Source organism: Actinokineospora sp. HUAS TT18, assembly GCF_051364635.1.
Taxonomy (GTDB): domain Bacteria; phylum Actinomycetota; class Actinomycetes; order Mycobacteriales; family Pseudonocardiaceae; genus Actinokineospora.
In genome coordinates this window covers 1,961,704-1,975,386 of record NZ_CP195645.1, presented here as the reverse complement: position 1 = coordinate 1,975,386, position 13,683 = coordinate 1,961,704, and the positions used below count along the sequence as shown (strand labels likewise).

At 70.4% G+C, this 13,683-nt stretch carries 13 protein-coding genes; 7 read left to right on the top strand and 6 right to left on the bottom strand.

Annotation, left to right across the window (positions count from 1 at the left end; genetic code table 11):
* Positions 1-707 precede the first annotated feature (707 nt).
* Positions 708-1,595: a LysR family transcriptional regulator gene (locus ACSHT8_RS08695; protein ID WP_436499466.1), complete on the top strand. Its 888-nt coding sequence runs from the start codon at positions 708-710 to the stop codon at positions 1,593-1,595.
* A 454-nt stretch (positions 1,596-2,049) separates the two neighbouring features.
* Here ACSHT8_RS08695 and ACSHT8_RS08690 read toward each other — a convergent pair whose 3' ends face one another.
* The 3 genes from ACSHT8_RS08690 to ACSHT8_RS08680 form a co-directional block, all read right to left on the bottom strand.
* Positions 2,050-2,211, bottom strand: a complete 162-nt coding sequence (locus ACSHT8_RS08690) for a transposase (protein ID WP_436499465.1) — start codon at positions 2,209-2,211, stop codon at positions 2,050-2,052.
* Positions 2,212-2,482: 271 nt separating this feature from the next.
* Positions 2,483-3,391 (bottom strand): phytanoyl-CoA dioxygenase family protein, encoded by a 909-nt coding sequence (locus ACSHT8_RS08685; RefSeq protein WP_436499463.1) that lies wholly within the window; start codon positions 3,389-3,391, stop codon positions 2,483-2,485.
* Positions 3,388-3,996: a TetR/AcrR family transcriptional regulator gene (locus tag ACSHT8_RS08680; RefSeq protein ID WP_436499461.1), complete on the bottom strand. Its 609-nt coding sequence runs from the start codon at positions 3,994-3,996 to the stop codon at positions 3,388-3,390. Before ACSHT8_RS08680 ends, ACSHT8_RS08685 begins: the two co-directional genes overlap by 4 nt.
* Before the next feature lie 398 nt (positions 3,997-4,394).
* On the opposite strand from ACSHT8_RS08680, the gene mug reads away from it, so the two are divergent.
* A complete protein-coding gene (gene mug, locus ACSHT8_RS08675; protein ID WP_436502020.1) occupies positions 4,395-4,940 on the top strand; it encodes a G/U mismatch-specific DNA glycosylase in 546 nt (181 codons plus the stop codon).
* On the opposite strand, the gene ACSHT8_RS08670 is transcribed toward mug, so the two are convergent.
* Positions 4,891-7,536 (bottom strand): ATP-binding protein, encoded by a 2,646-nt coding sequence (locus ACSHT8_RS08670; RefSeq protein WP_436499459.1) that lies wholly within the window; start codon positions 7,534-7,536, stop codon positions 4,891-4,893. The genes mug and ACSHT8_RS08670 overlap by 50 nt on opposite strands.
* On the opposite strand from ACSHT8_RS08670, the gene ACSHT8_RS08665 reads away from it, so the two are divergent.
* The 5 genes from ACSHT8_RS08665 to ACSHT8_RS08645 are packed head-to-tail and all read left to right on the top strand — an operon-like array spanning position 7,535 to position 10,962.
* The gene (locus ACSHT8_RS08665; protein WP_436499457.1) at positions 7,535-7,957 is read left to right on the top strand and encodes an ester cyclase; all 423 of its coding nucleotides are present in this window, start codon (positions 7,535-7,537) and stop codon (positions 7,955-7,957) included. The genes ACSHT8_RS08670 and ACSHT8_RS08665 overlap by 2 nt on opposite strands.
* Complete coding sequence (locus ACSHT8_RS08660) at positions 7,954-9,078, top strand: nitroreductase/quinone reductase family protein (RefSeq protein WP_436499455.1); 1,125 nt, start codon at positions 7,954-7,956, stop codon at positions 9,076-9,078. The genes ACSHT8_RS08665 and ACSHT8_RS08660 overlap by 4 nt, the downstream gene beginning before the upstream one ends.
* Entirely contained in the window at positions 9,075-9,479 is a 405-nt protein-coding gene (locus ACSHT8_RS08655) for a hypothetical protein (protein WP_436499453.1), read from the top strand. Before ACSHT8_RS08660 ends, ACSHT8_RS08655 begins: the two co-directional genes overlap by 4 nt.
* Complete coding sequence (locus ACSHT8_RS08650) at positions 9,476-9,925, top strand: multicopper oxidase domain-containing protein (RefSeq protein ID WP_436499451.1); 450 nt, start codon at positions 9,476-9,478, stop codon at positions 9,923-9,925. Before ACSHT8_RS08655 ends, ACSHT8_RS08650 begins: the two co-directional genes overlap by 4 nt.
* A complete protein-coding gene (locus tag ACSHT8_RS08645; protein ID WP_436499449.1) occupies positions 9,922-10,962 on the top strand; it encodes a multicopper oxidase family protein in 1,041 nt (346 codons plus the stop codon). Before ACSHT8_RS08650 ends, ACSHT8_RS08645 begins: the two co-directional genes overlap by 4 nt.
* A 1-nt stretch (position 10,963) precedes the next feature.
* Here ACSHT8_RS08645 and ACSHT8_RS08640 read toward each other — a convergent pair whose 3' ends face one another.
* Together ACSHT8_RS08640 and ACSHT8_RS08635 are read right to left on the bottom strand one after the other, a co-directional pair.
* Positions 10,964-11,677, bottom strand: coding sequence for a class I SAM-dependent methyltransferase (locus ACSHT8_RS08640; RefSeq protein WP_436499447.1), 714 nt, complete (start codon positions 11,675-11,677; stop codon positions 10,964-10,966).
* A gap of 1 nt (position 11,678) precedes the next feature.
* Positions 11,679-13,613 (bottom strand): ABC1 kinase family protein, encoded by a 1,935-nt coding sequence (locus tag ACSHT8_RS08635; protein WP_436499445.1) that lies wholly within the window; start codon positions 13,611-13,613, stop codon positions 11,679-11,681.
* Positions 13,614-13,683: the final 70 nt, after the last annotated feature.

The following is a 13,683-nucleotide window of genomic DNA, read 5'->3' as shown; positions in this document are numbered from 1 at the left end:
GCGGTCGGTTCCACTACCACTTGTTCTTAACAGCACCACCCACGGAGGCAATGGCCCGACATAGTTCAACATCCTCTTCGACCGCGTCTGTGTGGGAGTGGCCGTGGACGATCATTTGGCCACCCGTGAAGGCGGGCAATCTGGGGCCGGCCGTGGACGTGGGTCGCCGCAGTCGACGCAACCCATTCAGAACCGGGCCAGGCTGCGAGTCCTCAGCCTGCTCCACGCAGGACATCATGTCGGTCGTCGATGTCACTTCCATGCTCGGGAGGTCCTCCGGCTCGTCTCACAGGCTCGTTCTGCCCAGGGCGGGGCACTCAGACTCCTCGCCGGAACCGGTGTCGCACGACGTGCGTAGGCAACTATGCGGATACTGGCGAGAGACATGGTTGTCGGCGACCGGCGTGTCAGGGCCTGGCAAGGTCATGTCGTGAGATGGCCAGGACTGCCACGCGGAAGGAACCGCGCTTGCACTGGCGATGAGGGCGTCGACAGCCGGAGTCGGCAGTCCCGCTGAAGAAGGTGTTGTGTATGAGACGGAGCGCTGGCCATCGATGTTTCCGTGAAAGCGGCGGACACTGTGCGATACCTCCGGCTCCGACAGGTGGCTTGGTCGAGGCCCAGTACGGACGAGATCTCGGCGTGACGGCGTGGCGTGCGCATCGTGAGCCGGATGCACCCGCAGCTCACACCGGGGAGTGGATTTCATGAACACCCGCTTGTTGGCGGCGTTTCTCGCCGTCGCCGAAACCAGGCATTTCGCCGACGCGGCCAGAACCATGCGGGTCGCCCAGTCGACTGTGTCCCAACACGTGAGCGCCTTGGAGAGACATCTGGACGTGCAGCTATTCGACCGGTTGGCTTCGGGTGTCGCCCTTACCGCAGAGGGGGAACGCCTGCTCAAGTACGCCCACCGGGTACTTGACGCCGTAGCTGACCTGCGCGGGGCTGTCGCGGGGGAGGAACCAGCCGGTTCCGTGGTGATCGGAGCGGAAGGTGCCCTGCTTGCGCATCTGGTGCTCGATGTGGTTCGGATACTGCGACAGCGGCATCCTGGACTCGATCTTCAGGTGCACGAGATCACTCGAGGCGAGGCAGGCGCGGCCATCGGCCTGGGCGCCCTGTCGATGGCGCTGGTGATTGCGCACGACTGGTCTGACTCGGACCTGTCAACCTGGCAGCTAGGTGCCGTCACTCCTCGATTCGTCGTCGCCGCGGACCATCCGTTGGCAGGGCTGCCCGCAGATTGGCGTGACCTCGTCGCGTACCCGTGTTTCCTCCCGGCGGGAAGCGCGTTCGCCGATGAAGTTGCCTGGCGCCTGATGTCAACTTCGCCCAGCCGGAGTCAGGTGACTCGTATAGCGGGCGGCGACGTGATCAGGGCTTGCGTTCTCGGCGGTCTGGGTGTTGCTGTCGTGCCCTCGTTCGTGGCCGCCGATGACCTCAGGGCGGGTTTGGTCGCGCCGGTCCTGGGGCCACGCCTCCCCGAGCTGTCCGTGATCGCCGCGCGAAATGTGCACAGATCCCCGGGGCGCGCCGACGAAATAGTAGCCAGCGCGTTGCAGGAAGCTGCCGGGTCGCTGCTGAGGCGATGAGAACTGCCGGGCCCGGAAGACGTTCAAGTCACCCTGAAGAGCGGTGCGGACACGCGAAGTCGTGTCGGCGTAAATCGGACAGATCGTTCCGGGAAATCGGTCGAAGCGGTCTCCAGGACCGTAGTCGTAGCCCTTGTCGCGTGCGGCTTGTGTGGCCTGCCCGACAGGCCCCAGCCAGGGTCACGGCACCGACGAGGGTGTCCAACTCCAGGTGGTCGTTGCGGTTGGCGGCCGTGACGACCACGGCCAGCGGGATACCGCCGCGTTCGCTCATCGCATGGATCTTGCTGCCCGGCTTGCTCGGATCGGCCGGGCTCGGACCGGTCAGATCTCTCTCCTGACGGCGCGGACGTGCATGCTGTCCACCGACACGCTCGACCAATCGATCGCCCCGGCGGGAACCGAGCAGATCCAGCAGCGCGTCGTGCAACCGGGCGCACACGTCCACGGCGAGTCACTCGGTGAACCGGCGATGCGCGGTCGGGCTGCTCACACCGAACGATGCGGGCAGCGCCGACCAGGCACATCCGGTCTGCAGCACGTACAAGATGGCCGTTGGGCTTGGCACGGTCGTCCAATCGGCTCCTGCCTCCGCCCCAGTGGAGTTGCGGCACATCGGGCATAGGCGGATGCGCCAACAGCCACAACGGCTCCGGACACCACTTCTCCACATCGTTCACCGTTGATCCATATCGCCTTCCTGGCAACACACCCATCTCTCGACCCACGGTCTGGAGTCGGCGGGCGCCCACGGTTGCCCGACCCACCTGGCCCGATCCCGACCGGTCAGACATTCCGCTGGCATCAGTGTTCCGGGCGGGCCGTGACCGGCGAACGGCAGCGACCCCGCGCCAACGCCGCGGCTCCGCCGAACACTTAGATCCCGGTCACGGCGAGATAGGCACGCCCTCAGATGGGAGAACCGGGTTGGCGACTGTCAGAAGTCGTTTGGGGTGCATGCCGTTGACCATGCCGACGAAGGGTGGATGGATGCTGTAGCCGAGCATTCGGCGGATGTCTTCGGAGACCTCCCGGACAACGTCCTTGCCGACCGAGAGAGTGAACGCCTCTTGCGTGCGCAGCCAAGGTTGGCAGTACTGGGCTGTGGCGGCCATCCGGGATGAAGTGCTGCGGTTTGCGCCACCGCCGTGCCAGAGGGTGCCGACGAACAGTACGCACGAACCTGCGGGCATGACGGCGGTGCGACGGGGGTCTCCCTCTTGAGGTGTTCTTCCCTCAGGCCAGCGGTGGCTACCAGGGATGAGGACGGTGGCGCCATTGTCCTCAGTGAACTCGTCGATCGCCCAGACGGTGGCGACGGAAAGATCGGGGCGTGGTCGGGTGATCGGGTATATGCCGTCGTCTGGGTGCAGGAGCTGGGCTTCTTCGCCGGGGCGGATGTTGATGATCTGCAACTGGGAGAGCAAGTAGTTGGGCAGCAGCAGGCGATCGAGCAGCGCCAGCACACGGGGGTGTTCGACAAGGCGGTCGACGGCACGGGTCTTGTCAAGCAAGCTATAGATTCGTTGGGTGTTGTGGCCCTCGAAAGCGTTGCGCCCATATTGCCCGAGAAGCGGACTGAGCTCGGTGCGGAGATCGGCGCATTCTTCTGAGCTGAGCAGGTCCGTGAGGATCAGATAGCCATCTTGGTCCAGTGTCGACAGGTCGGCTTCGAGCTGTACGTCGTCTACGCCGCGGCCGAGTTCATCGCCGCTGGTCGCTCGATAGGTTCGGGCGAGGTCTTGAGCCAGGTCTTCTAGCCGGTTCACCTCAGGGTTCGCGTGCTGTGCTGTCATGACGTCCTCTCGGAAGGGTTGGTGGCTCCGGCTGCGCCTGCGACGAAGGCCCACAGTTCGGCCGCGACCCGGCCGCGGTCTGGGCGAGGTGTTTGGGTCAACGCGACCGCGACGGCCGTGTGAACTCCGCCCAGCACCGCTGCCACGAGAAGTTCCGGGTCTCGGTCGGCGGGCAGGTCGCCGTCGCGCTGCCCGCGTGCGATGTTGCGGGCTCCCTGCTCGATGGCCGTGTGCAGCCGCTGCAACTCAATGCCCGCTGTGTCGACGACACCGCCCAGGTGCCCGAGCACGACGGGAGCGAGTGGATCGTCGTAGAGGTGGTCTACCCAAGCGGTGACTCGTTTCCGCTCCCTGTCATGCCAGGTGTCGCCGTCGAACTCCCTGTTTGTGACCGCTTCGTCGAGTCGGTCATGGAAGGCGGAGATGATCGCGCTCAACAGGCCGCTTCTGGTGCCGAAGTATCGATAGGGCAGCCCGACGCTAACCCCCGCCCGCCGCGCCACGGCGGCAACTTCGATGTCACCGGTCGAGGCTAGTACCTCGGCGGCGGCCGCCAGTATCCGCTGTCTGGCCGCCGCGCCGCGGGCAGACCATTGCTGTTCCATTCAGCGACTATAAGTTGAGCTCAACTCAATTACAAGTGCGTCAGATGGAGGCTTCGTCTGGCCTGCGACGTGGCAGAGGTATTCGGATGGGCCTGCGGTGCTTGTCAGCCTCGGCGCCGCCACGCGACCGCGGCATATTCATCCTCGGGCGGGGGCGCTGAGGCGTTGCCCAGCCGGGACGTGCGCGGTGATCGCCCGACCCTGCGCGGGCGCCTCGGTCCACGGCTCTGCGTGGGCGCTACGCTCGCCGAACCTGGCTACGCCGAGGCTGCACACCGGATCCGGGCATGCATACACGCGGGTCGCGGCGACCCCGGCCTGCTCCTGCCGCCTGGTGATTTCGATCAAGTAAACGCAGCCGCGCGGTGGCGAGGATGATCGAGTTCTGGTCCCATGGAGTGGTGTCTCCGCCCACCCGCGAGCAACTCGCCGCCGCCCGCGACCGCACGATTCCCGACGTCCTCGGCCCCGGACTCGCGGTGTTGTTCTGCGGTATCAACCCAAGTCTGTACTCGGCGTTCACCGGCCACCATTTCGCCAGGCCCGGCAACCGGTTCTGGCCCGCGCTGCACCTGTCCGGGTTCACGCCGCGGCTGCTGCGGCCCGCCGAGCAGGACCTGCTGCCCGGGTTCGGCCTCGGCGTGACCAACCTCGTCGCCCGGGCGACGGCGCGGGCCGACGAGGTCAGTCGGGACGAGCTGACCGAGGGCGGCGAGCGGCTGCGGGCACTGGTCGACAGCTACCAGCCGGCCACGGTCGCGATCGTCGGCGTGACGGCCTACCGGGTGGCGTTCGACGACCGGGAAGCCGTGATCGGGCCGCAGTGCGCGGGACTAGGCACGGCCGCGCTGTGGGTGCTGCCGAACCCGAGCGGGCTCAACGCGCACTACCAGCTCAACGATCTGGCGGCCGAGTTCCGGGCGCTGCGGGAACGAGTTCGCTGATCAGCTCGGCGAGCGGCAGCCGCGGCGGGGTCACGTCGGCCACGGCGGCGACAGTGTCCTGATAGGCGCTGGGGTGCATCGGCGGCAGGTGCGCGGCGATGTCCGCCCGGGACGCGTCGCGCGCCGCGCACAGCCCCGCGGCCAGGTCCAGTTCGCCGTCGGCCACGGCGACCCCGGCCAGGCCCTCCAGGCACCAGGCCAGATACAGCGGGTTCCCGATGTCGAGGAAGGTCGCCGCCGCCTCGGCGAAGGCCGTCCGGGCCGCTTCGACGTCGCCTTCGGCCAGCTGGGCGTGGCCGAGCACGGTGGCCGCCATCGCCACCGACCAGCGGTCGTCGAACCTGCGCGACCCGGCCAGGCCCGCCGCGGCGAGATCGCGGGCCTCGCGCGGGTCGCCCGCCATCAGCGCGACATGTGAGAGGTGGGCCAGCAACTGCACCGTCACCCGCTCGTCGCCCAGTGATTGGTGCAGGGCGAGGCATTCCCGGTAGTCGGCCGCGGCGCGGTCGAGGTCGCCGAGCATGGCCGCCACCGTCCCCCGCTGCCGCAGCCCTTCGGCGATCTTGACCGTCTCGCCGAGGTCGCGGAACAGCTCGACGGCCTCGGTGGCGTAGTCGTCGGAGCGCTGCCAGTGGCCCGCGTGCATCTCCTGCCAGGCCAGCAGGATCAGCGCCTTGGCGAGGTCGCGGGCCTCGCCGGTGGCGCGGGTGGCGGCCAGACCCGCTTGGGCGAGATCCTCGGCCCGGGTGGTGTCGCCCGCGAAGAACGCCGCATAGGACAGTCCGATCAGGGCGTCGGCGTGGTCGTGTCCGCCCGGCTCGGCGACCGCGGCGGCCTCCGCATGATCCAAGGCCGAGTCGGCGTAGCGGTCCTCCAACCGGGCCAGCGACCCGCGCGTGTTGAGCGCGGCGGCCAGGCCATGACCCGTGCGCCTGGCGATCGCCACCGCCTCGTCCGACCACGCCGCGGCCTCGGCGACATCCGACACGTCGAGCGCGAGTTGGGCCGCGCCGAGCAGCGCTGCCCCACGGGTCCGGTCGTCGGCGGGCAGGGCGAGGGCGGCCCGCACGTGGCCGAGCCCCTCGATGACATGCCCGCGCCGGTACCAGGACCGGGCGAGCGCCGCGCACAGCCCGAGCGCGGTGTCGCCGTCTGCCCCTTCGATCGAGCGGGCCACGGCCGCGCGGAGGTTGTCGCGCTCGGTCTCCAGCACGTGGTGCGGCGCGTCGGACTCGGCGAGGGCGCGGTAGTGGCGGGCGTGCTCGGCGATCGCGTCGTCGGCTTCCCCCGCGGCCGTCAGACACTCGAACCCGTACTCGCGCACCGTTTCCAGTACCCGGACCCGGTTGCCCTCGACGGTGGCGAGACTCGCGTCGACCAGCTCGCCCAGAGTGTCCCAAACGGACTCGTCGGCCGCCAGGGCGCTCGTCGGGCAGCCGCCGTCGAACACGCTGATCCGCCGGAACAGCGCCTGCGCCCGCTCAGACAGCAGGTCGTAGCTCCAGGCGATGGCGTCGCGCATCGTGCGCTGCCGGTCCGGCAGGTCGTGCGGGCCGCCGACGAGCAGCGGTAGCCGCCGGTCGAGCCGGTGCAGCAGCGCCTCCGGGGGCAGCAGCCGCACCCGGGCGGCGGCCAGCTCGATGGCCAGCGGCAGGCCGTCGAGCCGCCTGCACAGCTCGGCCACGACCGGCGCCGACCCGGCGGGCAGGTCCAGCCCGGCGGCCCGCGCCCGGTCGGCGAACAGCACGCACGCGGGCGCGGCGTCGGTCCCCGGCGGCGGCAGCTCCAGCGGGGCGATCCGGTATTCCCGTTCGCCGCGCACCCGCAGCGGGACCCGGCTGGTGACCAGGGCACCGACCCCGGGACACGCCGCGAGCAGCGCCACGACATCGGCGCGGGCGCCGATCACGTGCTCGAAGTTGTCGAACACGATCAGCACCTCGCGGTCGCGCAGGACCGCGAGCAGCCGGTCCCACAGTGGCACCGCGTCGCGCTCGTCGAGGCCGAACTGGCGCGCGACGGCGGTCATGACCAGCTGCTCGGCGCGCAGGGGAGCGAGGTCGACGAACACGGCGCCGTCGGGGAAGTCGTCGGCGATGCGGTCCATGACCTCCAGCGCCACCCGGGTCTTGCCGACCCCGCCCGGCCCGGTGAGTGTCAGCAGCCTGCTCTCGGCCAGGTCGAACAGGTCGACCAGCGCGGCCGACACACTGTCGCGTCCGATCAGCGGGGTCATCGCGCGCGGGAACGACCGGGCCGGTCGGCGCGGGGGATCGGGGCGGGCCGCCGCGAGCAACTCGGGGCGCGCTTCCTGGCCGAGGGCGTCGGCGAGCAGGGTGACCGTGTCGAGCCGGGGCGTGCGGTGCGGGTCGCGTTCCAGGTCGCTCACCGCGCGCGGGCTCACCCCGGCGCGGTCGGCCAGCGCCTCCTGGGTCAAGCCCGCCGCCAGTCGCAGGCGCCGCAGCGCCTGCCCGAAGCCGTCCTTCGCGGCCATCGGCACGTCCCGTTCGGTGAGTGCTCGGTGGGTGCTCGTCGTGGGCCGGGACCCGGCCGACGGCGAGCCTTGACTGTGGCACGTGGACAGGAGGAACGCCATGTCACCGGAGGAGCTCAAGGCGTGCGGCAGGCGCGTCACCGAGGAGCTGTTCAATCAGGGCGACCAGGCCGTGGCCGACAGGCTGCTCGGCCCCGACTACACCGACTACATCGTCGCCGACGGGACCGCGCTGTCGGCCATGCAGCTGCGCGACCTCGTGGTCCGGCTGCGTGCCGCCTTCCCCGACCTGCGGTCGCAGATCGAGGAGCAGATCGTCGAGGGCGACATCCTGGTCCAGCGGCTGACCGTCACCGGAACCCACCGGGGCGCGGCGTTCAACGGGGTGCCGACGAGCGGCAGGCGGGTGCGGATCAGCGCGGTGTCGATCGCGCGGATGGGGCCGGACGGGCGCTTCGCCGAACAGTGGACATTGCACGACCGGCACGCGGTGCTGGCCCAGCTCGGAGTGGAGCCGTCATGACCGACCGACCGATGAACATCACGATCGCCCGCGCCGAGACCGGGGCGCCCGACACCGACGACATGGTCGCCGTGCACCGCATCTTCCGCCGCGAGTTCACGCTGCTCGCCCGAGTCATCCGGACGAGCCCACCGGTCCTGGTGCCGCGCACCGAGGCGATCGCCAAGCACCTCGAGTTCATCCTGACCGCGCTGCACAACCACCACGAGACCGAGGACGAGTTCCTGTGGCCGCTGCTGGTCGAGCGGGCCGCGCCGACGGCCGAGGTGACCGAGCGGATGGCGGCCCAGCACGCCGCCGTCGCCGCGCACCTCGACCGGGCGTCCGTGCTGCTCGCCGAGTGGCGCGTCGACCCCGGCCGCGCGGTGGCCGCCGACCTGGCCGCGACCCTGGAGGCGTTGTCCAAGGCGCTTGTTGAGCACTTGGACGACGAGGAACGCGAGATCCTGCCGCTGGTCCGTGCCTACGTGACGAGCGCGGAGTGGACCGCGTTCGGCCAGAAGTCCTTCGACAAGTTCCCGCGCTCCGCGCTGCCGATGATGCTCGGCCAAGTGCTGGAGGAGGCCACGCCGCGCGACGTCAAGGTCTTCCTCGGCGAGCTGCCCGCGCCGATCCGACTGTTCTGGCGGCTGCGCGGGCGCAGGCAGTACGAGCGGTACATCGGCGCTATCCGCGGTGTCGCGCGCACGCGTGGGAACCGCATGCGGAGCCAGGGCAACAAGCTCGGCGTCGCGACGTACCGGCGCAGCGACGGCAAGCTCGGCGGCAAAGGTGCGAAGGGGCTGAGGGTCCTGCTGATCACCGTGCCGGGACGGCGCAGCGGCGTCCCGCACACGACCCCGGTCCGCTACTTCCCGCACGCGGGCGGCTATCTCGTGGCCGCCACGGATGGCGGACGGGCCGCCGAGCCGCAGTGGATGCGGAACCTGCGTGCCGCGACACGAGCGGAGGTGCAGGTCGACGCCGAGCGGTTCCCGGTGACTGTCGAGGTGCTCGACGGACCGGCCAAGGACCAGCTGTGGCAGGACGTCGTGCTCACTCGCGCACCGTTCTTCGCCGACTACGTGCGCAAGTCCGGCCGCGACATCGCGATCGCCCTGCTGAAGAAGGACGCCGGATGATCACCGAGACAAGGGTCGAGGTAGGCCCACGGCGAACGCTGACCGTCCTGCGGTCCGTCGCGGTGCTGCACACACTCGCCGTGCTGGCGCAGCCGTTGCTGGCTGGCGTGTACCTCGGCGGCGAGGTCGACGCCCTGGGGATGCACGAGCTCAACGCCCACATCACGTCCGGTCTCGGCGCGATCCAGCTGTTCTGCGCCATCGCGTTCACTTGGCGCGGCCGGGGCGCGCGGTGGCCGGTGTGGACGTCGCTGGCCATCGTCCTGGCCGAACAGGCGCAGGTCGGGCTCGGCTACGGGGGCGTGCTGGCCTTCCACGTCCCACTGGGCGTCACGATCGTCTCGACGCAACTGCTGTCGGTGGTCTGGCTGTTCCGCTCGGCCATGGGGAGGCCGCGATGAGCCTGTCCCGCAGGGGTTTCCTCGGTGCCATGGGGCTGACCGCGATCGGCGCGGCGAGCGTCGGGGCGGTGGTGTTCCCGTCCGGCGGCACCGCGGAACTGCTGCGCAGCCGCGCCCCGCTGCCCGAGCCGTTCCGGGTGCCGCTGCCGATCCCGGCCGTCATCGAAGGGGACGGTGAGATCGTCCAGCGGGTCGCCGACCTGGAGATCCTGCCCGGCCTGCGCACCCCGCTGCTGACCTACGGCGGGACGTTCCCCGGCCCGACCATCGTCAGCCGCCGCGGCAAGCGGACCGTTGTCACCCACCGCAACGAGTTGCCCGTGCCGACCGCGGTGCACCTGCACGGCGGCCACGTCCCCGCCGACCAGGACGGCTATCCGACCGACCTGCTGCTGCCCGCAGGCTGGGACCACCACGGCGCGCACGGCGGCGCGGTCACCCGGTGACCCGCCAGTACGTCTATCCGTGCGACCAGCGCGCGGCGACCCTCTGGTACCACGACCACCGGATGGACTTCACGGGCCCGCAGGTCTACCGCGGCCTCGCGGGCTTCCACCTGATCACCGACGACGAGGATGACGCGCTGCCGCTGCCCAAAGGAGACCGCGACCTGCCGTTGATGATCACCGACCGCGCCTTCGAGGTCGACGGCTCGCTGCGGTACCCGTCGCTGGACTCGACGCTGCGGCAGGTGCCAGGCGTGGACCCGGACTTCGCCGAGGGCGTGCTCGGGGACGTCGTGCTGGTCAACGGCGCGCCGTGGCCGGTGCACGAGGTCGACGCGGTCCGCCATCGGCTGCGGCTGCTCAACGCGTCCAACGCCCGCCGCTACCGCCTGGAGTTCGACCCGCCCACCCCGATCACGCAGATCGGCTCGGACGGCGGGCTCCTCGACCGGCCGCACCCGCTGAGCGACGTGCTGATGGCGCCGGGGGAGCGGTTCGACGTCGTGGTGGACTTCGGGGCGCACGCGCCGGGCACGGAGGTGACTGTCCGAAATGGACTCGACGGTGGACCCGTGATGCGCTTCCTGGTGGGCGGCAAAGCCGCCGACGACACCCGCGTGCCGGAGATACTGAGCCGCTACGAACGACTGGACCCGGCCGCGGCTGTGCGCACCCGGGTGTGGCGGTTCAGCCGGAAGTCGGGCACGAAGCCGCACTCCTGGCGGATCAACGGCGAGCCGTTCGACCCCGACCGGGTGGACGCGTCGACGCGGCTGGGGGAGGTGGAGGTCTGGCGGTTCGTGTCCGACCTGCACCACCCGGTCCACGTCCACCTCGACCAGTTCCAGGTCGTCGCCCGCCGCGGCCATGAGCCTGGCCCGTATGACAGCGGGTGGAAGGACACCGTGGACATCGGCCCCGCGGACTACGTGGACGTGGCGGTGCGCTTCACCGGCCACAAAGGACGGTATCTGGTGCACTGCCACAACCTCGAACACGAGGACATGGCCATGATGGCGCGGTTCGACACGGTTTGACTCAGTCCTTGCGGAACAGCCCTGCCCACAGAAAGTCCTCACCGAAGCACGGCGACTCGGCGGGTTCGTCGGTCATCCGGCGCAGCTCGACCTCGGTCAGGTGCTGGAAGATCCACCGCAGTGACTCGGGCGTGTACGCGAGGCCGCCGTGGAGTCGGGCCTCGCGGTAGAACTGGGCGTCGGGCAGTTCGGAGCCCATCCCGCCCGCGGCGAAGGCCGTCAGCGCGAAATGGCCGCCGGGGACGAGAGCGCGGTCGAGCAGGTCCAGGAAGGTGATCCGGCGGTGCGGCGGCAGGTGGTGGAAGCAGCCCGCGTCGTAGATCAGGTCGAACCGGCCGTCGATCGCGAACGCGTCGCCGTTGATGAACCGGACGTCGACGCCCGCCTCGTCGGCCCGCTCGCGGGCCCAGGTGATCGCGGTGGGGGAGATGTCGACGGCGGTCACGTCGAACCCCGCCTTGGCGAGGTGGATCGCGTTGCGGCCGGGGCCGCAGCCGAGGTCGAGCACCCGGCCTGGGGTGATCAGGCCGCGGTCGAGATAGGACACCAGGTTCTCGTCGGGCTTGGCGACGAAGAACGGCACCGACTTGTCGCGGTCGGCGTAGAACTGGTCCCACCACGAGCCGCCGTCGAGCGACCAGCGGTCGGCGTCCGGGGCGAACAAGCCGTCCAGCAGGGCCAGCACGTCCTCGACCGAGCGGATGTTCCGGTCCACGTCAGCCTTTCCTCGGGCTGAACGCGCTGAACAGCAGGCGCAGGCCGATGAGGGCGCTGATCAGCAGCAGGTTGTAGCCGAACGCCTGGTGCAGGGTCACCGTGCCGAGCAGCACCGGCCCGGTCGTGCTCCCCAGCAGCAGCACCGCCATGATCCCGGCGGTCGCGCCGACGAAGGCGAGCAGCACCTGGTGCAGCATCCCGGTGACCAGCGTCCGGTCGCGTTCGTCGGCGAACAGGCGCACGTTGACCGACAGCCTGCCTTCCTCCACCGCGCCGCCGATGCGGTCGAGCCTGCGCGGCAGCCGCCGCAGGACCGGGAGCAGGGCCAATAGTTCGTTGGTGACGGTCTCGCGTGCCGAGTCGACCGTGGCGGTCTGCTCGGTGACGTAGGTGCGGGCCTCGGTGACGATGTCGAACCCGGGGGCCAGCCCCGCCAGCGTGCCCTCCATCGTCGTCAGCGCGCGGAACACCGCGGCGATCGCGGGCGGGACACTCAGCTCGAACGACGTCATGACCTTGAACAGGTCGGTGAACATCGCGATGTCCGGGGCGCCCGCGTGGCTGAGGTGGGCGGCCATGAACGCGCCGAGCGCCCGTTCGAGGCGGCGTTCGTCGATCTCGTCCGGCCGGTCGACCACCGCCAGCAACCCGTCGCGCAGGGCGGCCGGGTCGGCACGGTCGATGGCCAGGAGCAGTTCGCGCAGGCCCGCGCGCAGGGTGGAGTCGAGGCGGCCGACGGAGCCGAAGTCGAGCAGGCCGAGCCTGCCGTCGGTCAGCAGCAGCACGTTGCCGGGGTGCGGGTCGGCGTGGAAGACGCCGTGGTCCATGACCTGGCGCAGCAGGCTGTGCAGCAGGACCCGGGCGGTGCCCTGCGGGTCGGGCACCGCGTCGACCTTGCCGAGCGACACCCCGTCGAGCCGGTCCATCACCAGCACCCGCTCGGAACTCAGTTCCTCGTGCACCACGGGAAGCCGCACGGCCGCGTCCGGCGCGTGCCCGCCCGACGCGGCGGCGACGGCGGCCACGTTGCGCGCCTCGACCCGGAAGTCCAGTTCCTCCAACAGCGCAGCCGAGAATCCGTCGGCCAGCGCGACGATCCCGAGGGAGCGCGCCCATCCCGCGCGGGCGTGCAGGGTGCGGGCGAGCCGGTGGATGATGTCGAGGTCGCGCTCGACCGTGGCCCGCACGTTGGGCCGCTGCACCTTCACCACCGCGTCCGCGCCCGACCGCAGCCTCGCCCGGTGCACCTGCGCGATCGACGCCGACGCCAGCGGCTCGGCGTCGAACTCGGAGAACACCTCGGACGTCGGGGCGCCGAACTCGGCCCGCAGCGCCGCCTCGATCTCGGCGGCGGGCACCGGCGCGACCCGGTCTTGCAGCGCGCTCAGCTCCAGCACGAACTCCGGCGGCAGCAGGTCGGACCGGGTCGACAGCACCTGCCCCAGCTTGACGAAGGTGACCCCGCCCTCCTCCATCGCGCACCGCAGCGACCGGGCCAGCCGCGCCCGCTGCTCAGGCTTGCCGCGCCCGGTCAGGTACGGGCCGAGTCCGTGCCGCACCGCGATCGCGGTGATCTTGGTGTACCGGCGGGTGCGGGACCACCGGCCCCGCAGCGCGCGCAGCGACCCGAGCGGCCCCACACCGGTGCCCGCGGGCCACACGACTTCCCAGACGAACAGCATGGCCACCGCGAACAGCAGCGTGCCGCCGAAGATCGGGATGACGAACAGGAGGAACGACTCCTCCTTGCCCGGGGTCGGCACCGGCATCCAGCGGAACGCCAGGCCCGCGAAGCTCCACGCGGTCAGCGCCGCGATGGTCGCGCGGAAGGCACCGACCCGCACCCCCAGCGCCCGGCGCGCGCCCACGATCATCACCTTCACGCTGATGGCGAGCAGCACCAGCCCCGACAGGCTGACCCAGACGAAATCCATGTCCACAGTCTGGCCTGACCAGCCCAGCAAGGTCATTTCGGGGTTGCGTGCCCGATTTCGGGCAGAAAAG

What these genes read in the sequence shown, in the direction of transcription:
- ACSHT8_RS08695 (WP_436499466.1), top strand. Translation starts at nt 708, where the DNA reads ATGAACACCCGCTTGTTGGCGGCGTTTCTCGCCGTCGCCGAAACCAGG.
- ACSHT8_RS08690 (WP_436499465.1), bottom strand. Translation starts at nt 2,211, where the DNA reads ATGTGCCGCAACTCCACTGGGGCGGAGGCAGGAGCCGATTGGACGACC.
- ACSHT8_RS08685 (WP_436499463.1), bottom strand. Translation starts at nt 3,391, where the DNA reads ATGACAGCACAGCACGCGAACCCTGAGGTGAACCGGCTAGAAGACCTG.
- ACSHT8_RS08680 (WP_436499461.1), bottom strand. Translation starts at nt 3,996, where the DNA reads ATGGAACAGCAATGGTCTGCCCGCGGCGCGGCGGCCAGACAGCGGATA.
- ACSHT8_RS08665 (WP_436499457.1), top strand. Translation starts at nt 7,535, where the DNA reads ATGTCACCGGAGGAGCTCAAGGCGTGCGGCAGGCGCGTCACCGAGGAG.
- ACSHT8_RS08670 (WP_436499459.1), bottom strand. Translation starts at nt 7,536, where the DNA reads ATGGCGTTCCTCCTGTCCACGTGCCACAGTCAAGGCTCGCCGTCGGCC.
- ACSHT8_RS08660 (WP_436499455.1), top strand. Translation starts at nt 7,954, where the DNA reads ATGACCGACCGACCGATGAACATCACGATCGCCCGCGCCGAGACCGGG.
- ACSHT8_RS08655 (WP_436499453.1), top strand. Translation starts at nt 9,075, where the DNA reads ATGATCACCGAGACAAGGGTCGAGGTAGGCCCACGGCGAACGCTGACC.
- ACSHT8_RS08650 (WP_436499451.1), top strand. Translation starts at nt 9,476, where the DNA reads ATGAGCCTGTCCCGCAGGGGTTTCCTCGGTGCCATGGGGCTGACCGCG.
- ACSHT8_RS08635 (WP_436499445.1), bottom strand. Translation starts at nt 13,613, where the DNA reads ATGGATTTCGTCTGGGTCAGCCTGTCGGGGCTGGTGCTGCTCGCCATC.